Here is a 20,133-nt window from a genome sequence, read left to right as displayed (position 1 = left end):
GCGATTAAAACCGCATTTATAGTTCAGCGCTAAGGCTTATATTCACGAACGGTTACGCCTGCTCTCCCTCAGAACGGCTTCCAAGAAAGCCCTGTAGACAGGGGATGGTCTGCCGGGCCTGCTCTTGAACTCCGGGTGGAACTGCACGCCGACGATCCAGCTCTGACCCACCACCTCTATGGAGTTGATTATCCGCCCCGAGGGGTCAGTGGAGGACGCGATCATGCCCTTCTCCTCAGCTAGCTTCAGGTAGTCGGGGTTTATGTGGTACCTGTGCCTGAACCTCTCGTACACGAGCTCGCTTCCATAGGCTGCGTGGAGCTTGGTCCCGGCCTTTATCTTGACGGGGTGAGCGCCCAGCCTCATGGTCCCACCCTTCAGAACAGCTTTCCTCTGCTCGGGCAGGAGGTCCACGACGGGGTGGGGTGTCTCGGGGTCTATCTCCGTGGAGTGGGCTTTCTCGAGGCCGGCGACGTAGCGCATGAAAGCCACGAAGAGGAGCTGGGCGCCGAAGCATATACCCAGGAACGGCTTCCCGCTCTGCAGGGCGTAGCGGGCTGCGTGGATCATCCCCTCAACTCCTCGAGCGCCGAAGCCCGGTGTGAGCAGGATACCGTCCGCCTGGCCCAGGAGCTCCTCAACCCTGCTGGGCTCCCGCTCGAAGTCCTCAGCCTCTATGTACACGCGCCTCACCCTCACGCCCACCGAAGCCCCCGCGTGGTTCAGAGCCTCGTTTATGCTGATGTAGCTGTCCTGGATCATCGTGTACTTCCCGGGCATCGCGATGACGACCTCCTCCCTGGTGTTCAGGAACGCGTCCACGGTCCTCTCCCACTCCGCCTTCCTGTCGGGGTCAGGCTCCAGGGGCAGGTTTAGCAGTTTGCTGAGGTAGGTTCCGAGGCCCTGCCTCTCGAGAACCAGCGGGAGCTCGTACACCGTCTCGAGGTCCGGGTCGGAGAACACCGCCTCAGGCGGAACGTTGCAGTAGAGGCTTATCTTCCTCCTGACGTCCTCCGGCAGCGGCCTGTCCGACCTGCCGATGATCAAGTCCGGCTGCAGGCCCATGCTCTGCAGCTCCTTAACGCTGTGCTGGGTGGGCTTCGTCTTCAGCTGCCCCAGCGTCGAGAGGAAGGGCACGAGGGTCACGTGGACGAGCGCCGTGGTCCCGGGTGGTTGCTCGAGCCTGAACTGCCTAACGGCCTCGAGGAAGGGCATCGCCTCGATATCCCCCACCGTGCCGCCGATCTCCACTATGAGCACATCGGGCTTGCTGCGCTCGGCAACGCTCCTTATCCTCCTCTTGATTTCATCCGTGATGTGCGGTATGACCTGTATGGTCCTGCCCAGGTACGTGCCGGCTCTCTCGCGGAGAATGACGGAGAGGTAGACCTGCCCGGAGGTTATGTTGTTGGAGGGGTGCATGTTGACGTCGAGGAACCGCTCGTAGGTCCCGAAGTCCTGGTCTATCTCGGCGATCGTGAACCTGTAGCCGGGCGCGGGCTCGAACTCCCACACTTCCTCGCAGACGAAGACCTCCCCGTGCTCGACGGGGTTCAGCGTGCCGGGGTCCACGTTGAGGTAGGGATCCGCCTTAATAACGTCGACCCTGAGCCCCCTCATCTGGAAAATCTTCCCGATGGAGGCCGCGACCACGCCCTTCCCCAAGCCGCTGACCACGCCGCCTGTTACGAATACGTAGCGAGTCTGCATAGGCTATCAGACTCGGCCGGGTATTAACCTTTTACTTAGTCCCTTACAGGCCTGCTCCTGAGAACCTTCAGGTAGATTTCCCGAAGCCTCTCGTCCCGGTGGGCCTCTCGGATGATCTCGAGGGACTTGTTTATGAACTCGTTGAACCAAACCCAGTACTGAGGGTTGCTCCTGGCCATCTGGGCGAAGAGCTTCATCGCCCTCAGGTTGGCCTCTACGTCTCCAGGATCGAGACGTCTATACTGAGCCTTCTCGCCCACCTCTCCAGCTCACCTCGGTCAAGCCTCTCCCTGAACGATTCGTACAGGTACTTGGCGTCCTCAAGGTCCTTCATGGACCCGAGGTGGACCTTGTACGCGATCTGGAGCTCGATCGGGGAGATGTAGATCACGCGCCCACCCAGCAAGACCTTCACCCTGTTCTCGAGAGCATAGCGGTGGAACTCGTTCCTGGGAGCCTTAACCTCGAAGTTCGGCAGAATGCTCGGCGGCTTATAGAACCTGACTGAGCGCTCTCTGTAGTCCTCCTCTATGCTGGACTCGAGCGTCAACACCTCGAAGCCCCTCCTCTTGAGAGCGCTGTAAAGGGATAGGGCGCTGTCCGCCTCAGCTATCACGTCAACATCGTCCGTCGTCCTTGGCCTACCGAAGAGTATAGCGACGTAGCCTGCCACTACGACGTAGCTCCTAACGGCCCCCTCGATGGCCTCGACGAACTCGAAGGCAAGCCTATCGAAGTCGTTGAGCGGCCTCGAAAGCACAACCTCCCTCAGCACGCGCTCACGCACGTCTCCACGTGGAGCAGGCTTTAAAACTTGTGGGCTAGGCCCACGATCTCCTTCACGGAGGCGAAGCCCTCGTCCTCCAGGTACTTAGACAGCCCCCTCGCTATCTCGCTGAAGAGCGCGAGGTCCTTCTTCGCTATGCTGGAGCCAACACCCACAGCCGAGGCGCCCGCGAGAATCATCTCGACGGCGGCCTGCCAGGAGTCAACACCCCCGACGCCGATGATCGGCACGTCGCCGAACCTCTCGTAAAGGTCGTACACTACCTTGACGGCCACAGGCCTTATCCCCGGACCCGAGTACCCGCCGTACCTGTTGCTGAGCACGGGCCTACGGGCGTAGATGTCTATAGCCATTCCGCGGATGGTGTTTATCGCCGTCAAGCCCGAGGCGCCCGCCCCGATAGCCTTCTCAGCCACCCTCAAGTAGTCGTGGTGAGGGGAGAGCTTGACGAGCACCGGAGCCTCAACGGAGCCGCTGAGCTCCGCCACTATCCGGGCCACAACCTCAGGGTTGTCCCCAACCTCAGCGCCCATGCCCTTGACGTGTGGGCACGAGACGTTCAGCTCGACCGCCTGAGCACCGCACTCCACGCCCCTTGCAGCCACCTCCACGAAGTCCTCCAGCCTCCCCCCTCCCGCGCTGAGGATGACGGGTATAGATAGGGTTTCCCTCATCGCTCTGAGCTCCGAGCAGAACGCCTCGATCCCGGGGTTGGCGAGCCCTATGGCGTTGAGGAAGCCGTGCTCCAGCTCGACGAAGATCGGGTTCTCGTAGCCCCTCCTGGGCTCGGGGGTTATAGTCTTCGTCGTGAAAGCCCCGGCCCCGGCCTCCTCAACCCTCCTCGCCAGGCTCGCGCTGGTCCCCAGGATGCCGGATGCGAGGACGGTGGGGTTACGGAGCCTCAAACCCGCTAGCTCGACCTCGAGGGACGGCAAGCCTCCCACCCTTCTCGACCATAAAGTAGCCGGCAGTATATACCTCTATCCCCCGGACGTACACGGCGTGGGTCTTCGTCCGAAGCACCCGCCCCTCGAAGGGGGTGTACTTGGCCCTCGACTCGAGCTCCTCCCCCCTCACCCTCCACTCCTCCTTCGCCACCACCACGAGGTCTTCGTCGAAGCCCGGCGCTATCAAGCCCTTGCTGAAGCCCATGAGCTCCGCAGGCCTCCTGCAGTACAGCTCGAGTGCAGGTAGACCCAGCCTCCCCGAGAGGATCTCGTCGAGCAGGAGGTGGAGCGCCAGCTCCAGCCCCGGGAAACCGGGCGCAGGATTGTCGGCGAGCTTCTCCTCGAGGCTGTGCGGCGCGTGGTCCGTGACGAGGGCGTCGGCGAGGCCGCTCCTCAGGCTAGCGTACACGGCCCTCACGTCTCCCTCGCTGCGGAGAGGGGGGTTGACAACGGCGACCTTGGAGAGGGGGGAGGAGTAGAGGGCCTCGCTCAAAAGAGCGTGGTGAGGGGTTACGTCGAACGTCACGCGATGACGTGCAGACACCTTCGCCCGCAGCACCTCGAGCAACCCTATCTCCGTGCTCAGGTGGGTGACGTGGAGCCACGCACCTGTAGCCTCTGCGAGGTCTAAGGCCCTCAGGATCCCAGCCCTCTCGGCCACTGGGGGCCGGGCCTCGCTGTGCCTCCGCGACTTCCTGAAGAACGAGGGGTCCTCGGCGTGGACCACGACGGGCTTACCTACGCTGGCCGCGCGCCTGAAGACGCTCACGGCATCCTGAGCGAAGAGATCCTCGGGGTACAGCTTTAAGCCCACGTAGAGCTCCCCGCAATCCTCCAGCTTTTCTAGCCTCGGGTTGAAGCCCGCGTAGAAAGCGAAGTCCACCAATGACTTCTCGGAGGCCCGTTGGAGCTTCTCGCGAAGCCTATCGCAGCTATTAGAAGGCGGCCTGTTGTTCGGCATGTCCACCACGAGCGTGACGCCCCCCTTGACCGCAGCCCTCGACCCCGAGCGCCAATCCTCCTTGTACTCCAACCCCGGCTCCCGCATGTGGACGTGGAGGTCAACCATCCCGGGGAGGACAAGGAACTTCTCGCCGAACTCCACCCTCGCGTCGCTGGGCGGGGCTAGAGGGGGCTTCGTGACGCCGACTATAACGCCGCCGTCAACGGCTATAGCCACCTCCTCGAAGCGGCCACCCAGGTAGGCCTTCCCGATGACAACTAGGTCTACGGTCATCCAATCTTATGCAGAACCGTATCTATTAAGCTTGGCTAAACGAGGGGCCCGGCGGAAGACCAGCTGGTGAGCAAGTAGCGGGGAGCCGTGCAAAGGCTTATCTCTCGGTTAGCCAAAGTCAACTTTGTGGAAATAAGATCACTGGTTTCCAGAGCCGTCGAGGCCTTGAGCAAGGCCGGGGAGCTGGCGAACAAAACCTCGCTGGACGCCTACGGGGAAGCGTCGCTGCGGTGGTTCCTCTACGAGGCTCACCAGGACCTGCTCGACGCCCTGGCGGCGCTCGTAGCGGAGCTAGGGCTCAGGAAGCCGCCAACCTACGCGGGTATCGGCCATGTACTCGCTGAGAACGGCCTCATAGGTTCAGGGGACGCTGAGCTCATCTCCCTACTGGCGAGGAACAGGAACAGGCTAGCACACGCCTATAGGCTCCTGGACTTAACCGAGCTCAGGGAGGTTTACCTTCAGGCACGGGACCGCGTCCCGCGCCTCGCGGGACTCCTCCTCCGCATAACCGAGGAGAGAGGCGTTGACCCGCCACCTCTACCGGAGAGCCTCCTCGCTCTGCTTAGAAGCTACGGCGTCAAGGCCCTCCTGCTCTTCGGGTCAAGGGCTAGGGGCGACTACAGCGAGGCGAGCGACTACGACGTTGCCGTTCTCGCAGGGCGGCAGCTGAGCCTCCGGGAGCTGGACGCGATAGCGGGCGAGCTCTCACGGCTCTGGGGCGGCGCGGAGGTCGATATCGTGGACTTAAGCGAGGCCCCGAACGAGCTGCTATACAAGGTTCTCAGGGACGCTGTCCCCCTCTACGTGGAGGACGAGCGCTGGTTCAGGTCCTGGGCTGCACGCGAGTACTCGCGAGTCCTGGACGAGGAGGACCTCATGGACATCTACTACAGGAGGCTCCAGGCACGACTCCAGCCTGGAAAGCCGAGGAACGAGAGCCGTTAAGACATACCCGGCAACATGAGGAGTTGCGCCTCCTTGAGTGTGTTCTTAATAGGGTCCACTTCAAGCCCCAGCGACTCGAGCGCTGTGGCGCCCAGGATAGCAGATTCACCGTCTTCGCCGAAGATGAGGGTTACTCCGCCCCTCCTCCCCATAAGCTCTACCTCGGCAACCCCCACCTCCCTGACAACCTCCCCGCCGAAGGCCTTGAAGACCCTCTTCTCGACGGGGGCAATGCCTATGGACTCCAGAAGCCTCCTGCTGACCACAGTGTATATAGCCCCCGTGTCCACCACTCCCTCCACGTCGGCGAACCTCGACCTGTCCGCGGGGTTGTATATCCTGACCTAACCCTAACGAAGCCCATCAAACTATCCCCCTTGATATTACACAGCAAGACGTAGATAAACTTTAAAACCGAGAAACGCGAGCTTGACAGCGCAGCTCTCAGAGGAGCCTTTGCCCCTAAAAATGAGGCATCGCGCCGGCAACACAGGAGCTGTCTGCACTAGCGTTGAAGCGTCGAGGAGGCTTGCAAGAGTTCTCTTGCACGCGCCAGCCTCTCGCGTGCCCCCGCAACCAGAAAGCGATAGTCGCTACCGAGAGCGATTAGCTTGAAGCCGCTCCTCAGAGCGAACTCGAGAGACTCGTTGTCGGAGCAGTACATGCCACCGGGCACGCCTGTCTGCTCTGAGACCTCCGCTAGTCTCTCGACGGCTTTCCTCACAACCTCGTCCTTCCAGGACCTCTTACCGTACGAGAATGAAAGGTCGTTTGGCCCAATGAAGAATGCGCTCACCCCTTCAACCGCCAGGATCTCTTCAGCTCTCTCAACAGCCTCACGAGTTTCAATCTGCACGATGACGAGAATGTTACGAGCCTCCCTGAAGTACTCCTCTGTCCTGAGCCCCCAGGACGCCGCTCTTCTAGGTCCAACCCCCCTTATACCCTCAGGCGGGTACCTCACCGACTTCACCGCAAGCTCGGCATCCTCCTTCCTGTTGATGAGCGGGAAAAGAACGCCTGCCACACCTAAGTCAAGTACCCGTTTCACGTAAACGGGGTCGTTGAAAGGCACCCGCACGAGCGGCGTCGCGTCGCTCCTAACACCCATAAGCATGTGCTCGAGGTGCTGGTAGTCGATCGGCGCGTGCTCCAGGTCAAAGAGGAGCCAGTCAAAGCCGAGCAGGGAGAGCATTTCAGGAACCTCCGGGTTTGCTATAGTCACCCATGCGCCGAAGCTCACCTGTTTCTGCTTAATGAGTCCGGGTAGCTTGCCGAACATTTTGTATCGAGCTTTTAACATTAGTCAAGTTATTTGAAATTCGCCTAACCTGTTTGGACACTTACGTATATCTAACACTCTCTCCATCGTTAACCCGAGGAGGCAATGTACAAAGTCGCTGTCGTCAATTCGCGCTCTTTCGGCGTTAACGCCCCAGAACTCCTTGACGAGTTAAGGAAGCAAGCTCAAGTCGACTTTATAGAGGTCGATAAAAAGCTTAGGGGCAGAGAACTCGCCGAGAGGCTCAGAGGTTACCACTTTATCATAGCAAGCGTCACACCCACTTACGATGAGGAGTTCTTCAGGACCAACAAGGATGTCCTCCTGCTCGCCAGGCACGGTATAGGTGTGGACAATGTTGACGTGAAAGCCGCAACCGAGGAAGGGGTCATCGTAACCAGGGTGCCTGGCTTCAAGGAGCGAGACGCCGTTGCCGAACTCGCAGTTGCTCTGTGCCTCAACGTTGTACGCAAGGTATGCTACTCTTACACCCTCGTAAAGCAGGGGAAGTGGTCTGAGTGCGGAAAGATCATCGGCTTCAACATCCGTACAAAAACTGTGGGAGTTATAGGGATCGGCAACATAGGGGGCGTGTGGCTGAGATATTTGCCAAGGGCTTTAACGCTCGAGTGCTGACCTTTGACCCCTACGTGAAACCGGAAGGAGCCGCCAGGATTGGTGCACAGCTAGTAGACTTAGAAACTCTTCTCAAGGAGTCAGACATAATAATGCTACATGCCCCCCTCACGCCACAGACATATCATGTGATAGGTCTTCTATGTGCATTGCAAAAAGTTCTGGCTTTGGCTTGTACATGGGGGATGCGTAAATAATTCAACTAATGGTTAGTATTATAAAGTGTTCTCTAGAGTAAACTAGAGTAAAAGTTGAAAAAGCTGAGTACACCCTTACACATTATTATGAAGAAAATTATCCACGTAAGGATTTACAAGGGAGAAAAGTATTACGTTACAGAGTGCCTTGATCTCCCAGTTGTCAGCCAGGGTAAGACTCTAGACAAAGCAGTAGAAAACATATGGGAAGCTATACATCTTCATCTTGAAGGAGAAGATTTAAGCGAATGGGATATTCACCCAGACTTTTCTATCCTAGTAAGCATAGAAGTCCCCTCCTATGCCGAAGCTTAAAGTACTAAGTGGGAGAGACTTAGTTAAAATATTCTCCAGATTCGGATTTACGGTAGCCTCTCAGAAGAGGGGCCTGTTAAACTAAAAAGAATTCCTACGCAAATCCTAACTATTCCTCTACACGAGGAATTAGACAAGGGAACTAAGCCTAGTGAAATCGCATGAAAAGTTTCTAGTACTCGGTAAAGGGTTTTAATTTTTATGATGATTTTTTATCCTTAGGTTTTTGTCCTAAATATAACTACTACCTAGTTGTGGTAGTAATGGAAACATATAAATATATCTGGTGTTGCTTAAAGCATGATGAGCCAGCAAGAAAAAAGATTGACTACAATAGCCCTGGCTCTAGCAGTCATATCGATTCTCCTCAGCGGCTACGCGGTGCTAGTCCTGCAGTCTATCTCAGCCTCAATCTCGGACTTGCAGTCATCGGTGTCTCAGCTTAAGTCCACAGTCGACCAGCTTTCCTCGCGAGTCGGGAAACTCGAGGGGGCCGCGCAGGCGCCGGCGCCAGCAGCTCCTGTTAGGCTGGTGGTTATTGGGCCGTGGTCCGGTAAGGAGGCCGAGTACTTCCAAGCCGTCATAGATGCCTACAAGAAGACGCACCCTAACGTGGAGATAGAGTACAGGACTATGAGGGCTGAGGACGTCGCAGCTGTTATGCCTGTCCAGTTCGCCGCCGGTATTGCTCCGGGCGACGTGATCTTCGGGTGGGCATGGTGGATAGTTAAAATGGGTAAAGAGGGGCATGTCGTCGACGTGAGCGGTATCATAAACGAGAACGACTACGTTTCCGGCATCGTAGACCAGGTGAAGGACGGTAGCAAGATCTACGGTGTCCCGTTCACGATGTGGCTTAAGCCTGGGTTCTGGTACAGGAAGTCGTTCTTCCAGAAGTATGGGCTCAGCGAGCCGAAGAGCTACGATGAGTTCGTCAGCCTCCTTGAGAAGATTAGGGGAATACCTGGCATCAAAAACCCGATCGCAACTGGTGACGGTGTTGGCTGGCCCGAGAGCGATATCGTGGAGCACTTTCTCATAGCCTACGGCGGCCCCCAGCTCCAGCTGGACCTGATAAGCGGGAAGGTGAGGTTCACTGACCCTAAGGTAAGGGATGTTTTCGCTAACAAGCTTGTACCCCTGATCTCCAAAGGGTACTTCAGCGAGCCCATCGAGTGGACAACAGCGGTTACGAAGTGGTGGGCGGGGGAGCACGGCCTTTACTTCATGGGGACCTGGATCACAGGCATGGTCGACGATCCCAATGACCTGGACTTCTTCCCACTCCCTGAGTCGAAAGGGGTTGTAGGAGGAGCTGACTACGCCTTCGTGCCGAAGTACACCAAGAACCTTGACGCTGCGCTCGACTTCTTGAAGTTCCTAGCAACCGAGGGTCAGGTCGTCCACGTCAGCGTGCCTTCCGGCAAGATTCCCACGTGGAAGAAAGCGCCGGTTGAATCCCTGTGGCCCCCAATGCAGTCAGTCTACAAGAAGATTGCCGGAAAGGGGATGAGCATCCTGCCTGACCTCGACGACTCGATCGGTGGAGACTGGCAGAAGCTCTTCTGGGACCAGCTGAAGCTCCTCTGGGTTAACCCGGGCGCGCTTGATAGCGTGCTGAAGACGCTCGAAGCGTCTCAGCCTAAACCGTAGGGTTGAATGTAACGATAAAAACATGTTTCATGTTTTTTCTCTGGGGAGAGGTGATGAGGGCAGGCGATTTTTTGATTTTCCTGCTATTACCCCTAGCGGTGCTGGGGGTTTGGGTCGTGTACCCCATACTGGCCACTGTGGTTCTCAGCTTCACCACTCAGGCAGGTCTATCTTTCAGTAACTACGTCGATGTTATATTCGAAAAATCACCGCTCAAAGCCTTAATCTACCCCGAGCCTGGACCCTATCCTCCTTGGGGTGCTCTGATCCACAATGCCCTCTGGATAGCTATCGGCTTGCCTTTAGTCTTATTCCTGGGCGTCGTTCTTGCCTACCTGCTCCGTGAGACATACGGTAGCAGCGTCGTCAGAAGCATAATATTCCTAGGAATGGTCCTACCGGGCGTTGTGAGCGGTCTGGTCATAAGGTTCATGTTCGACGCAGACATAGGCGTCTTCCCCAGAGTGTTCTCCCTGCTTGGCGTACAGGAGCTGGCGAGGACTTGGACAATATACCCTCAAACCGCGCTCTTCGCCCTAATCCTGGGCTCCGTGTGGCTCTGGCTGGGCTTCAGCGTGACGATATTCTCGGCGGGGCTTGACGCGATACCGAGAACGACCATTGAGGCCGCTGTGATCGACGGCGCTTCTCCTGTGCAGGTTTTCTTCAAGGTGGTGCTTCCGCAGCTTAGGCCCGTAACGCTGGTTGTGGCGCTAATGACCATAATGTGGATACTCAAGATATTCGACATCGTCTACGTGGCTACAGGAGGTGGTCCCGGGGGCTCTTCCACAGTTCTCGCCCTTATAATGTACAACTACTTCGCCAGTGCCCTCGAGTACAACAAGGCTGCGGCTGTAGCCACGATCCTCGCCCTGCTCACGCTAGTACCCGCCACCATGTACGTTAAGAGCGTCCTCTCGGGTGAGAAACAGTGAGGAGGCGTGTTAGCGTCAAGAAAGTCGCCATCTCATCGGCACTCCTGGTTTTCGCTGCGCTGTGGTCCCTCCCGTTCGTAGGATTAGTCGTGACTTCCCTGAAGCCCTACTCCGAGGTCATACTTCAGGGCTGGTGGAGCATCGGCGGCACGTACAGCCTCAAGAACTATTTCGAGGCGCTCCAAAACCCGTCCTACAACCTCCTAGCAGGTTTCAGGAACTCGCTGGTCGTCGCAACCGCTAGCACGCTCCTGCCCGTTCTCCTTGCATCCCTTCTGGCGTACTCCCTCACCTACCTGAGCTTTAGAGGCAAGACCCTGCTCTTCGTTTCAATCCTGTTCATGATGTCAGTCCCCCAGCAGATGGTGGTGATCCCGCTTTACCTACTCTATGCAAGGGTGGGGTTGCTGGACAAGCTGATAGGCCTCATACTCCTCCACTCAGCTTGGGGCGTTCCGTGGATAACGTTCTTCATGAGAAACTACCTGAGGCTGATCCCGAGTAGCCTCGTTGAATCGGCCCGTGTGGACGGGGCATCTGAGGCAACGATCTTGCTCAAAGTCCTCCTTCCTGTAGTTGTGCCCGCTGTAATAGCGGCCTCCGCGATACAGTTCACGTGGGTGTGGGGAGACTTTTTCTACGCGATGGTGTTCCTAGCGTCTCCGGACAACTGGGTCATAACCCAGCGGATCGCGCTCCTAAAAGGGGAGTACCACATCGACTGGGGTCTTCTAAGCGCCGGAGCTATACTTGCGCTGATCCCGCCGCTCCTGATATACACGGCTTTCAGAAGATACTACGTGAGGGGCTTCGCGGGTTGGGCCATAAAAGGCTAAGACTTTTCTCTAGAGCGGGGTTATCCTGAACACTCTACCCTCGAACTCCTCGAGCGTCGCTCCGCGACCACCCACACTCACTCTGCCCGCGGCGGTGTTGAGGATAAGAGAGATCTGCACACCATTCCCGTTCTCAATAAGGTCTATAACCTCACCCTCTAGAACACCCCTTACCCCCTGCCTGCTGAAGCCCTCCACCACAACTCTAGCCGTGTGCGACTCCTCCATGCACCTCCTCACGAACCCTGCAGCCAGCCATACATCTGTGAAGCTCACCACCCTTCCTGGCGCCGGCTGAAATCCTTTGACTATGTCCCCCACCCTCCACACCGAGTGGTAGTAGAAGTCTGACAGCATCCGGAGAAGCCCCTCCTCCGTTATCTCGAGGATGTACGTTCTCTCAAGGATAAAAGCCCTCGAGGAGTCTATGATTACAAGGGGGGTTATTGGGATACGTCTTACCCTGATCTCGCAGTTCCCCTTTGCGAGGGAACTATCAAACCCGCTCTTTAGGAAGTCTCCGTATAGGGTGATTGCTAGTGACGCGCCCCCGGATTCGCTGGCTAGAGCGCTCAAGCTGCCGCTGAGAGCGGTGAAAGTCTCCAGGTTTAGCCCGGTTGCGACCTCGTAGTTTGCGCTTTCAATAGCTCTCCTTATACGCGTTAAAGCCTCCTCCCTATTTTTGATGACCCAGACGTCAGGAGGCTCAGTGGTGAAGGTGCTACCTCTCAGCTCCTTCAGCTCCTCCTGGATCTGAGATTTTAGAGACGCCAGCTCACCCATCTTGGAGCTTACCACACGTTCGATCGAGGAAAGCGGGTCTGTCACCCGGTACTTCTTAGGTTTACCCAGTTTAATGTCCACAAGACCCATTGCGCTGAGCGAATCGAGGACGCTGTACACGCGAGGTTGGGGGACGCCGGTGGTAGCTGAGATTTCACCAGCTGTTCTAGGCACCCCATCGAGTAAGACCGCTAGGACCTTAGCCTCGTACGGCTTGAGACCCACCTGCCTCAACAGCCTGTACACTCTCTCCGACATCCTCCCGCATAGATACCTGCGTAAATAAAAATATATTTAATCCATCAACTACTACCTTAAAGTGGTAGTGAAATGAGAGCGAAGCCAAAGTACGCGAGAAGGGCTGAGGACTACAGGAGCATTATCGGCGACGGCGCCTACAACGAGCTCCTACAGGTCGCAGCGAGGCTTGAGGGGAAGCGAGTCGTCCACGTAAACTCGACGAGCTACGGCGGAGGTGTGGCTGAAATACTCCACAGCATGGTCCCCCTCATGAGATCACTAGGCATCGACGCTGACTGGCAGGTTCTTGAGGCTGAGCCAGACTTCTTCCAGGTGACAAAGAAGATCCACAACGCCCTGCAGGGCAACACGCAGGTTGAGCTAACAGAGGAGGAGTGGAAAACCTACATGAAGTGGAACCAGTACAACGCCGAAACACTAGACCTCGACGCTGACATCGTGCTCGTACACGACCCACAGCCAATGGCTATACCTCTTTTCGCGAAAAAGAGGGGGAGAATATGGGTTTGGCGGTGCCACATAGATGTCTCCACACCAAACCAAAAAGTCTATGGTCTTATCTCTCAGCTGCTACCCCTCTACGAGGGCGTCATCGTACACACAAAGGATTACGTGAAACCAGAATTCGCGGACCGCGCCCTCGTCTCCCCGCCGAGCATAGACCCCTTGAGCGACAAGAACAGGCCGCTCGACTCAAGCCTCATTGAGAACATCGCTGGGAAGTTCGGGGTTGACACCTCAAAACCCATCCTCGCGAAGGTGGCGAGGTTCGACCCCTGGAAGGACGTCTTCTCGGCCGTCGACGTCTACAGAGTTGTTGCCAGGAGCCACCCGGGGACGCAGCTCCTCCTAATCTCCTCCATGGCGCGCGACGACCCAGAGGGGGCGTTGTTCTACGAGAAAGTCCGGGACTACGTGGCCGGCGACGAAAACATCCATATGCTCACAGACCAGCAGGGCGTCCACGACCTAGAGGTTAACGCGCTGCAGCGCGTAACTACCGTTGGCCTCCACACGGCGATCAGGGAGGGCTTCGGGCTCGCGGTAACAGAGTTCCTGTGGAAGAGCGTGCCAGTGGTTGCTAGGCCCGTGGGAGGGGTCAAGCTGCAGGTGATAGATGGGCGTACTGGGCTCACGGGATGGAGTGTGCCCGAGCTGGCCGAAAAGGCGGCCAGGCTCCTGAGCGAACCCGGCACGAGGGCAAGGCTCGGGGAAGCGGGCAGGGAGCACGTGCTCGAGAACTTCGTCATCACTCGGCACGTTCAAAGGTACTTGGCCTTCTTCTCCAGCCTTCTATGCGGTTATTAGCATATACGCATACATATCGATATTTTTACATGAAAATATCGAGAGCTGTACATAAGGTTTTATATATGTTTTGATACGTGTTTAATAACGTATGACGGAGATCACAAGGAGGGACGCCATCAAGCTCGGCGCCTTCCTCGCCGCGGCCACGGCCGTTAAGTGGCCCGTAAGCCTTGTCGTGAAGCCTCCAAGCCAGCCCCAGAGCCTCGCGGCTGAGGAGAAAGCCCCCGTGATGTGCAACATGTGCGGCGCCGGTTGCGGGCTGTACTTCGTCAAGAGGAACGGGACCATGTACTTTGAGCCCAACCCGGAGCACCCCCAGCCGGGCCTCTGCGCTAGGGCGGCCTCGTCCATCCAGCTCTGGAACCACCCCCTCCGGCTGAAGAAGCCGCTTAAGAGGGTCGGCGAGAGGGGCGAGGCTAAGTTCCAGGAGGTCGACTGGGACACCGCCCTCAACGAGATCACGCAGAAGCTGAAGGAGATAATATCCAAGTACGGGCCCGAGAGCGTCGTGTTCACGTACCACGACTTCTACGCGTGGCACCTGCCGCTCATAGCCTACACTCTAGGCACCCCCAACATAATCCAGCACGCCTCCTGTTGCCACAACGCCTCCACCTACGCCCGGCAGCTCGTGCTCGCCGCCGGAGGCCCGCCCGCCGTGGACCCCGACTACGAGAACGCCCGCTACATAGTGTTCGTCGGCAGGGTCCTGAACGCCGCGATGGGGATGGTTCAGAGGCTTCAGAAGGCCCGCGAGAGGGGCGTGAAGTTGGTGTTCGTTGACCCGAGGATGGGCAACGCCGCGATGTCCGAGGCCGAGTGGGTCCCGATCATACCCGGGACCGACGCCGCCTTCCTGCTCTCCATGATACACGTGATCATCCAGGAGAAGCTCTACGACGAGCCCTGGGTCAAGAAGTACACGAACGCCTGCCTCCTCATAAAGCCCGACGGCTCCGCGCTCACCGGGAAGGACATCGGGAAGGACACCTCCGACTTCATGGTGTACGACCTCGACGCGAAGGACTTCGTGAGCTACAAGGCGGCCAAGAACCCGGCGCTCGAGTGGGAGGGCGAGGCCCCTGGCGTCGGCAAGGTCAGGACCGCCTTCACCCTGCTTAAGGAGAGGGCCGCGCAGTACCCGCCCGAGGAGGCCGAGAAGATCACCGGCGTGCCCGCCGAGACGATCAGGAGGATCGCCCGGGAGTTCGCTACAGCGAAGGGCGTCGTGGAGGACGGCTGGTGGAGTTCGAAGAACGCCAACGACTCCGACGCATTCAGGGCAGCGCTCACCCTGAACGCGCTCGTCGGAAGCATAGAGACGAGGGGAGGCCTCTACATCCAGCTGGGCGCGAAGTTCCCCGCCTCAGCCACAGCGGCGGCCGACAAGGTGACAACGATCACGGGCGGCACGCTGCCCCCGATCACGGCGAAGAGGATCGACACGCTGAAGTACCCCGCCGTCCCGCACGTCTTCGACGCCGTTCTAGACGCGGTGCTGACCAGCCAGCCGTACCCCGTCAAGGCCCTCTTCATCGTCGGCACGGAGCCCTTCACCCGGGACGTGAACACCCAGAAGCTCATCGAGGCGCTGAAGAAGCTCGACCTCGTCGTTGTGATAGACGTCGTGCCAAACGACAGCGTCGACTGGGCGGACTACGTGCTCCCCGACAACATCTACCTCGAGCGCGAGGAGCTGGCGACGGTGAAGTGGACGCCGCATGCCGCCATACAGCTCTCCCACAAGGTTCTCGACCCGCCGCCCGGAGTCGACGCAAGGAACGGCTTCTGGATCATGATGGAGATCGTCAGGCGCACAGTCCCCGACAGGGCGGCAGCGGTCGGCTACACGGAGAAGTACGCTGACTATCACAACTTCGAGGAGTTCGAGATCCTGGTGAAGAAGAAGGTCCTGGAGAGCCTGTCCAAGGGCTGGAACGTGCCGGTGGAGGAGATCGAGAAAGCCCTGGAGACGAAGGGCTTCTACGTGTTCAAGCAGTGGACGCCGAAGGCCGGGCCCGGGACGCTCGGTACACCCAGCGGTCTCGTGGAGATTTACAGCCTCCGCGCCCTCCAGTACAAGGACGACCCGCTGCCGAAGTGGAAGCCTCCGCCCTACAAGAAGCCCACAGCCCCCAACGAGTTCTACCTCGTGAACGGCCGGGACCAGTTCGTGACCGTGCACGCGGTTTGGACGAAGAACATTATCTTCCTCGCCGACAGGAGGGTCTGGATGAACCCGAAGGACGCCGAGCGCCTGGGTATAAGGGACGGGGACCTGATCGAGCTCGAGGGCCTCGACAACGGAGTCAAGCAGAGGGCGCGCGTTAGGGTGACGAACCGCGTCCGCGAGGGCGTCCTATTCGTCTACAACAGAGCCGGAGGCAGGACGTCGAAGCTGATAAGCGGGGAGTACGAGGTCATGAAGGAGGGCATCAACCCCAACAAGTTCACTCTAAGCTGGCTCGAGCCCCTGAACGGTTCAACTGGTCTTAACTCTACCGTTAGGGTCATGAGGGTGGGAGCATGAGGCTGGCGCACCTCTGGGACCAGTCCACATGCATAGGGTGCGGCGCCTGCATAGCCGCCTGCAACGCGGCTAACTACGGCTCCAGCACCAGGGAGAACAGGACGTGGGGCTGGATCAGGAGCAACATCAGGAGGATCAACTTCGACCTCAAGGCGAAGCCTTACATGCTTCTCGTGCAGTGCCAGCACTGCGACAACGCCCCCTGCGTCGCCGTCTGCCCCACGGGCGCGAGCTACAAGGACAAGGACGGCCTGGTCAAGATCAACCCCGCGCTGTGCATCGGGTGCAAGTACTGCATGACCGCGTGCCCCTACGGGGCCAGGTGGCTGGACGACGAGACCGGCCTACCAGAGAAATGCATGGGGGAGGAGTGCCAGAGCAGGGTGGCCGCGGGCCTCGAGCCCGTCTGCGTGGCGGTGTGCCCGGCCGGCGCCAGGGCCTTCGGCGACATCGACGATCCCAACAGCGAGATCAGCAAGAGGCTGGCTTCAGGCCGCATAATCAGGTTGCTCGAGTATAAGGGCACTGAGCCCAAGTTCTTCGTAAGGGTGGGACCATGAGCTTCCAGGAGGTTTGGTCTCCGTTCCTGATAGGGCCTTTCCTGTGGTTTGCAGGGATAGCAGGGATGGGTAGCGTGGCGTACGCGCTGATGCGCTTCGCGAAAGTGGAGGAGAAGCTGCGCGAGCTCTCGCTCACTGTCTTCGGGAGCGTTGTGCTGGCACTGCTGTTCGTCGTCGCCGACCTCTCCCGGCCGGCCAACATGCCCCTAGCCATCCTGGGCTCGCTGGCGAGCGGAGTGTTCCTAGCGAAGCTGGCCGTCTCCTGGATGACCCTCGGTATCAGCCTGCTTTTCCTCCTGCTCCTCGCCACCCTAGCCGTAGCGCTCAGGCACACGGCCCTGCCGGCGATGGCTAAGATCACCGACAACAAGTACTTCCTGGCAGTGCTAGCCCTGATCGGCCTGCTCGTTACGCTCTACAGCGGCTTCCTCATCTCCTCGGCGCCCGGCGTACCGTTCTGGAACACCTCGCTGATACCAATACTGTGGCTGATCAGCGCCTCGATATGCGCGGTCGCTATCCTCAAAATACTGGTTCACGACGAGAGGGTTACGAGGTTCCTCACCACGAGCGGCCTAGCCCTGGACGTGGCCGAGCTTGCGGCCCTGGCAGCACTGATCAACGTCGCCCTCTACTCCGGCAACGTCGCCGCGAAGATGAGCGCCGAAGCGCTACTCGTCGGCGAGCTCGCGGCGGCCTTCTGGATCGGCCTAGTGCTCCTCGGCGTCCTAGCGCCGCTAGCCCTCGGCCTCCTCCTCCTGAAGAAGGAGGACCGAAGGCTGGCCCTCGCGGCCGCTATCCTGGGCCTGCTCGGAGCCTTGGTGCTAAGGACCCTCGTGATACAAGCGGGAATATTCGAAGTGCTAGGTCTCTAAGGACAAAGTCTAACAAAATAATTCTTTTTTACCTTTAATTTTTACTTTTCACTTTTGCAAAAAACCTCTGTATTGCTACTTACACAGAGCGAAGATCCGCAGGCACAGAGCGACGTGTAAGCCGCCACACACTATGTGATGCGCAGAACTCTCGACCTATTGCCATCGAACCCCAGTAGCTTTCTAGAGGCATGAGAAAGGGGAGGGGCGCATCGAGAACCGGGGTTCCATAAAATGTGTTCTATGCTTGCAAGCTTGACCTTGCTAGGTGCCGCGAAACTAGCGACGCTTTCCCGGCGCTGAATAACGCGCTGTGAGAGCGCCAACTTTATTTACCGCTTAGCAGTATACAAGAGTAAGGGTATACGGTGGGAGAAGTGCCCTCCGATGTAATTTCTGTCAGAGTGCGGCGGGGTCTTAAGGAGGAGGCTGCGAAGCTGGGGATAGACGTAAGGGAGGTCGTTGAGAGAGCCCTCGAGGAGGAGGTTCGCAAGGTTAAAAGGGAGAGGTTCAAGGCGCTCGTTGAGGAGGCCCTGAGATCCATGGACGTAGGTTTCGAGGAGTGGGCTTCCGCGGTTAAGGAGTCGAGGCTCGAGAGGTAGGGTATGGCCCCCAGGTTTCTGCTGGACGCTTCAGCCGTTTACCCGCTCGTAGCCACTCTTAAAGAGGAGTTCGTGGATCACGCGAGGCTGTTTGCCGTGCTCGACCTAACAGCGTATGAGGTGGGAAATGCGTTGCTGAAAGAGTATAGGAAGGGCAGTATCCGGGACCTCGACGCCGCCCTTAGGCTCTTCGAGAGTGCGCTCAGCTATGTAACAGTGCTTAACTTCCCTGGGATTTCGGAGGTCTTAAAGCTCGCGTACAGTGAGAACCTAACTTTCTACGATGCAGCCTATCTCTACTCGGCCAGAGCTCGCCGGATGAGGCTCGTCACGGAAGACCGGGATCTGCTTCGGTTTCCCGAGTCTATCAACGTGAGAAGCCTCCTGGAGGCGCTGGGCTCTAACTCCGAAATCACCTGAAGGTCTCTGCTCAAGTCCTGACGCCTCGCTTTACTAGTGAAGTCAACATCACCTCGCGGCACTTACCTGAGCTCAGCACCGGTTTATGCTCCATTGTCTCGAAGGTGCCAGGGATGCACGATGTCGCATGAGCCTGACAGCTGCTCACCATTCATCGCCTTTAGGGTACTTCCTTTAACTTCTCTTCATTTCTCGGTTGTTTAGGGAAAGTATGAGACGAACAGGGAAAACAGGGGAAAACGAGAGAATGACTATCGCCCTGGAGTACCACCAGAGGCCAGAGTTCCGGGGGCTAGCAGAGCTACAGGACTTGAGTTTCTCAAAACACTTTCAGGTTGAACCCGATGAGCCTAGTATAGTCCTTTTCGAAGTAGAAGTGCCCCTCCACGCTCCCCCTTTAACTGCCCCCACTGGCCCCCTTAACTCCTCGTCATTTTTCTTCGGCCTCGGGGTTGCCCCACGGGGGCGACGCATCGCCCAGTGGGCCTGCCCCTCTCGGGGGCTTCCGGGGAGGAGCAGCCGGCGGCCGCCACGCCTCAGCGGCAGCGGCGGCCAACTGCTCTACCGTCGTGCGTGGCGTTGAGGAGGTTTATCTCCCTTTCGGAGTGTAGGCTGAAAGTGAAGCCACTCGCTACACCCTCTCTGGGAGTGTGGCTCAGGGCGGCGGAGCTGGCGACCACGTGAGGCTTATCGACCACGGCTACCCGAGGAGAAGCCCGCACCCCGCAGGCGTCACCGTCCCCGTTAATGAGAAGGCACTGTGGGTGCTGGCAGTTGGCGAGAGTAAAGAGCAGTGAGGGCAGGCTGGCCTGGGCGCTGGTGAGGTGCGCCCTCTACGGCCACTGCGACGAAAAGCTAACTGAGAATCATGGGGACCTGCTCGAGGCTTTAGGTGAGCCGTAATCATCTTTCCCCGATAAGCCCGCGGAGTGGCTCTACCGCGCCGTGTACAGGCTCCTCGCCGGGAAGGTTGAGAGGGTTGGCGTGGAGCACTGGCTTGTCAAAGGGCTAGCGGAGCTGGGAGACACGTACCCCTGGTACAACGTGTGGATCCACGGGGAAAATACAGGTGCGACTGCTTCTCCAGCATACGGCTACGTCCGCAAGGCCAGGATATACACGCATATAGCGACGGTCATGCTATACCGGAGGCAGCTCCGGCTCCGCGCCGGATGAGCTTGAGCGCCTGCTCGCCGCATGCCAGCTCCTCGAGGCTGTAGCCGAGCAACGCGAGGACTACCCGTTGCGGATGGGGGCTTAAATCTGCTTCTCCCTGAAGGATAGATTTATTAGGTCAGGAGGAGT

The 20,133-nt window shown here is 58.3% G+C and carries 23 protein-coding genes; 15 read left to right on the top strand and 8 right to left on the bottom strand.

Translation table 11 applies throughout. From position 1 onward, the window contains the following. Nucleotides 1–42: 42 nt before the first annotated feature. The 5 genes from ACNO7C_RS08900 to ACNO7C_RS08880 are packed head-to-tail and all read right to left on the bottom strand — an operon-like array spanning nucleotide 43 to nucleotide 4,681. Nucleotides 43–1,710 carry a CTP synthase gene (locus tag ACNO7C_RS08900; protein WP_460024753.1) on the bottom strand — a complete coding sequence of 556 codons (1,668 nt, stop codon included), beginning with the start codon at nucleotides 1,708–1,710 and terminating at the stop codon, nucleotides 43–45. 35 nt (nucleotides 1,711–1,745) lie between these two features. Further along, nucleotides 1,746–1,970 carry a hypothetical protein gene (locus tag ACNO7C_RS08895; protein ID WP_318537023.1) on the bottom strand — a complete coding sequence of 75 codons (225 nt, stop codon included), beginning with the start codon at nucleotides 1,968–1,970 and terminating at the stop codon, nucleotides 1,746–1,748. Beyond that, a complete protein-coding gene (locus ACNO7C_RS08890) occupies nucleotides 1,925–2,485 on the bottom strand; it encodes a hypothetical protein (protein WP_460024752.1) in 561 nt (186 codons plus the stop codon). The genes ACNO7C_RS08895 and ACNO7C_RS08890 overlap by 46 nt, the downstream gene beginning before the upstream one ends. Nucleotides 2,486–2,517: 32 nt before the next feature. After that, entirely contained in the window at nucleotides 2,518–3,432 is a 915-nt protein-coding gene (gene pyrD, locus ACNO7C_RS08885; RefSeq protein WP_460024751.1) for a dihydroorotate dehydrogenase PyrD, read from the bottom strand. Beyond that, complete coding sequence (locus ACNO7C_RS08880; protein WP_460024750.1) at nucleotides 3,389–4,681, bottom strand: dihydroorotase; 1,293 nt, start codon at nucleotides 4,679–4,681, stop codon at nucleotides 3,389–3,391. The genes pyrD and ACNO7C_RS08880 overlap by 44 nt, the downstream gene beginning before the upstream one ends. 126 nt (nucleotides 4,682–4,807) lie before the next feature. Here ACNO7C_RS08880 and mntA point away from each other — a divergent pair, with 126 nt between their 5' ends. Then, complete coding sequence (gene mntA / locus ACNO7C_RS08875; protein WP_460024749.1) at nucleotides 4,808–5,629, top strand: type VII toxin-antitoxin system MntA family adenylyltransferase antitoxin; 822 nt, start codon at nucleotides 4,808–4,810, stop codon at nucleotides 5,627–5,629. On the opposite strand, the gene ACNO7C_RS08870 is transcribed toward mntA, so the two are convergent. After that, nucleotides 5,626–5,931 (bottom strand): pepsin/retropepsin-like aspartic protease family protein, encoded by a 306-nt coding sequence (locus ACNO7C_RS08870; RefSeq protein WP_318537028.1) that lies wholly within the window; start codon nucleotides 5,929–5,931, stop codon nucleotides 5,626–5,628. The genes mntA and ACNO7C_RS08870 overlap by 4 nt on opposite strands. A gap of 203 nt (nucleotides 5,932–6,134) precedes the next feature. After that, nucleotides 6,135–6,911, bottom strand: coding sequence for an HpcH/HpaI aldolase family protein (locus tag ACNO7C_RS08865; protein ID WP_460024748.1), 777 nt, complete (start codon nucleotides 6,909–6,911; stop codon nucleotides 6,135–6,137). Between the two features lie 105 nt (nucleotides 6,912–7,016). Here ACNO7C_RS08865 and ACNO7C_RS08860 point away from each other — a divergent pair, with 105 nt between their 5' ends. From ACNO7C_RS08860 to ACNO7C_RS08835, 6 genes are all read left to right on the top strand, one after another. Next, nucleotides 7,017–7,547, top strand: coding sequence for an NAD(P)-dependent oxidoreductase (locus tag ACNO7C_RS08860; protein WP_460024747.1), 531 nt, complete (start codon nucleotides 7,017–7,019; stop codon nucleotides 7,545–7,547). Beyond that, entirely contained in the window at nucleotides 7,505–7,744 is a 240-nt protein-coding gene (locus ACNO7C_RS08855; RefSeq protein ID WP_460024746.1) for an NAD(P)-dependent oxidoreductase, read from the top strand. The genes ACNO7C_RS08860 and ACNO7C_RS08855 overlap by 43 nt, the downstream gene beginning before the upstream one ends. A gap of 87 nt (nucleotides 7,745–7,831) precedes the next feature. Then, complete coding sequence (locus tag ACNO7C_RS08850; RefSeq protein ID WP_460024745.1) at nucleotides 7,832–8,059, top strand: type II toxin-antitoxin system HicB family antitoxin; 228 nt, start codon at nucleotides 7,832–7,834, stop codon at nucleotides 8,057–8,059. 300 nt (nucleotides 8,060–8,359) lie between these two features. Beyond that, nucleotides 8,360–9,712 carry an ABC transporter substrate-binding protein gene (locus tag ACNO7C_RS08845; RefSeq protein ID WP_460024744.1) on the top strand — a complete coding sequence of 451 codons (1,353 nt, stop codon included), beginning with the start codon at nucleotides 8,360–8,362 and terminating at the stop codon, nucleotides 9,710–9,712. A gap of 53 nt (nucleotides 9,713–9,765) precedes the next feature. Then, nucleotides 9,766–10,650 (top strand): carbohydrate ABC transporter permease, encoded by an 885-nt coding sequence (locus tag ACNO7C_RS08840; protein WP_460024743.1) that lies wholly within the window; start codon nucleotides 9,766–9,768, stop codon nucleotides 10,648–10,650. Continuing rightward, nucleotides 10,647–11,486 (top strand): carbohydrate ABC transporter permease, encoded by an 840-nt coding sequence (locus ACNO7C_RS08835; RefSeq protein WP_460024742.1) that lies wholly within the window; start codon nucleotides 10,647–10,649, stop codon nucleotides 11,484–11,486. Before ACNO7C_RS08840 ends, ACNO7C_RS08835 begins: the two co-directional genes overlap by 4 nt. Nucleotides 11,487–11,495: 9 nt before the next feature. On the opposite strand, the gene ACNO7C_RS08830 is transcribed toward ACNO7C_RS08835, so the two are convergent. After that, nucleotides 11,496–12,527, bottom strand: a complete 1,032-nt coding sequence (locus ACNO7C_RS08830) for a TrmB family transcriptional regulator (RefSeq protein WP_460024741.1) — start codon at nucleotides 12,525–12,527, stop codon at nucleotides 11,496–11,498. Nucleotides 12,528–12,599: 72 nt separating this feature from the next. On the opposite strand from ACNO7C_RS08830, the gene ACNO7C_RS08825 reads away from it, so the two are divergent. From ACNO7C_RS08825 to ACNO7C_RS08790, 8 genes are all read left to right on the top strand, one after another. Beyond that, nucleotides 12,600–13,838 (top strand): glycosyltransferase, encoded by a 1,239-nt coding sequence (locus tag ACNO7C_RS08825; RefSeq protein ID WP_460024740.1) that lies wholly within the window; start codon nucleotides 12,600–12,602, stop codon nucleotides 13,836–13,838. Between the two features lie 91 nt (nucleotides 13,839–13,929). Next, a complete protein-coding gene (locus ACNO7C_RS08820; protein WP_460024739.1) occupies nucleotides 13,930–16,371 on the top strand; it encodes a molybdopterin-dependent oxidoreductase in 2,442 nt (813 codons plus the stop codon). After that, nucleotides 16,368–16,931, top strand: coding sequence for a 4Fe-4S dicluster domain-containing protein (locus tag ACNO7C_RS08815; RefSeq protein ID WP_460024738.1), 564 nt, complete (start codon nucleotides 16,368–16,370; stop codon nucleotides 16,929–16,931). Before ACNO7C_RS08820 ends, ACNO7C_RS08815 begins: the two co-directional genes overlap by 4 nt. Next, nucleotides 16,928–17,806, top strand: a complete 879-nt coding sequence (gene nrfD / locus ACNO7C_RS08810; protein WP_460024737.1) for an NrfD/PsrC family molybdoenzyme membrane anchor subunit — start codon at nucleotides 16,928–16,930, stop codon at nucleotides 17,804–17,806. The genes ACNO7C_RS08815 and nrfD overlap by 4 nt, the downstream gene beginning before the upstream one ends. A gap of 377 nt (nucleotides 17,807–18,183) precedes the next feature. Next, a complete protein-coding gene (locus ACNO7C_RS08805) occupies nucleotides 18,184–18,408 on the top strand; it encodes a type II toxin-antitoxin system CcdA family antitoxin (RefSeq protein ID WP_460025926.1) in 225 nt (74 codons plus the stop codon). A 3-nt stretch (nucleotides 18,409–18,411) separates the two neighbouring features. Beyond that, entirely contained in the window at nucleotides 18,412–18,828 is a 417-nt protein-coding gene (locus tag ACNO7C_RS08800) for a type II toxin-antitoxin system VapC family toxin (RefSeq protein ID WP_460024736.1), read from the top strand. A 774-nt stretch (nucleotides 18,829–19,602) separates the two neighbouring features. Further along, entirely contained in the window at nucleotides 19,603–19,731 is a 129-nt protein-coding gene (locus ACNO7C_RS08795; RefSeq protein ID WP_460024735.1) for a hypothetical protein, read from the top strand. Between the two features lie 42 nt (nucleotides 19,732–19,773). Then, complete coding sequence (locus tag ACNO7C_RS08790; protein ID WP_460024734.1) at nucleotides 19,774–20,004, top strand: hypothetical protein; 231 nt, start codon at nucleotides 19,774–19,776, stop codon at nucleotides 20,002–20,004. Nucleotides 20,005–20,133: the final 129 nt, after the last annotated feature.

The organism is Infirmifilum tikiterense (genome assembly GCF_054696565.1).
The sequence above is the reverse complement of the archived record's forward strand: the minus strand, read 5'-3'. Positions and strand labels throughout refer to the sequence as shown.

What these genes read in the sequence shown, in the direction of transcription:
- ACNO7C_RS08900 (WP_460024753.1), bottom strand. Translation starts at nt 1,710, where the DNA reads ATGCAGACTCGCTACGTATTCGTAACAGGCGGCGTGGTCAGCGGCTTG.
- ACNO7C_RS08880 (WP_460024750.1), bottom strand. Translation starts at nt 4,681, where the DNA reads ATGACCGTAGACCTAGTTGTCATCGGGAAGGCCTACCTGGGTGGCCGC.
- ACNO7C_RS08865 (WP_460024748.1), bottom strand. Translation starts at nt 6,911, where the DNA reads ATGTTCGGCAAGCTACCCGGACTCATTAAGCAGAAACAGGTGAGCTTC.
- ACNO7C_RS08860 (WP_460024747.1), top strand. Translation starts at nt 7,017, where the DNA reads ATGTACAAAGTCGCTGTCGTCAATTCGCGCTCTTTCGGCGTTAACGCC.
- ACNO7C_RS08850 (WP_460024745.1), top strand. Translation starts at nt 7,832, where the DNA reads ATGAAGAAAATTATCCACGTAAGGATTTACAAGGGAGAAAAGTATTAC.
- ACNO7C_RS08845 (WP_460024744.1), top strand. Translation starts at nt 8,360, where the DNA reads ATGATGAGCCAGCAAGAAAAAAGATTGACTACAATAGCCCTGGCTCTA.
- ACNO7C_RS08840 (WP_460024743.1), top strand. Translation starts at nt 9,766, where the DNA reads ATGAGGGCAGGCGATTTTTTGATTTTCCTGCTATTACCCCTAGCGGTG.
- ACNO7C_RS08830 (WP_460024741.1), bottom strand. Translation starts at nt 12,527, where the DNA reads ATGTCGGAGAGAGTGTACAGGCTGTTGAGGCAGGTGGGTCTCAAGCCG.
- ACNO7C_RS08825 (WP_460024740.1), top strand. Translation starts at nt 12,600, where the DNA reads ATGAGAGCGAAGCCAAAGTACGCGAGAAGGGCTGAGGACTACAGGAGC.
- ACNO7C_RS08820 (WP_460024739.1), top strand. Translation starts at nt 13,930, where the DNA reads ATGACGGAGATCACAAGGAGGGACGCCATCAAGCTCGGCGCCTTCCTC.
- ACNO7C_RS08815 (WP_460024738.1), top strand. Translation starts at nt 16,368, where the DNA reads ATGAGGCTGGCGCACCTCTGGGACCAGTCCACATGCATAGGGTGCGGC.
- nrfD (WP_460024737.1), top strand. Translation starts at nt 16,928, where the DNA reads ATGAGCTTCCAGGAGGTTTGGTCTCCGTTCCTGATAGGGCCTTTCCTG.
- ACNO7C_RS08800 (WP_460024736.1), top strand. Translation starts at nt 18,412, where the DNA reads ATGGCCCCCAGGTTTCTGCTGGACGCTTCAGCCGTTTACCCGCTCGTA.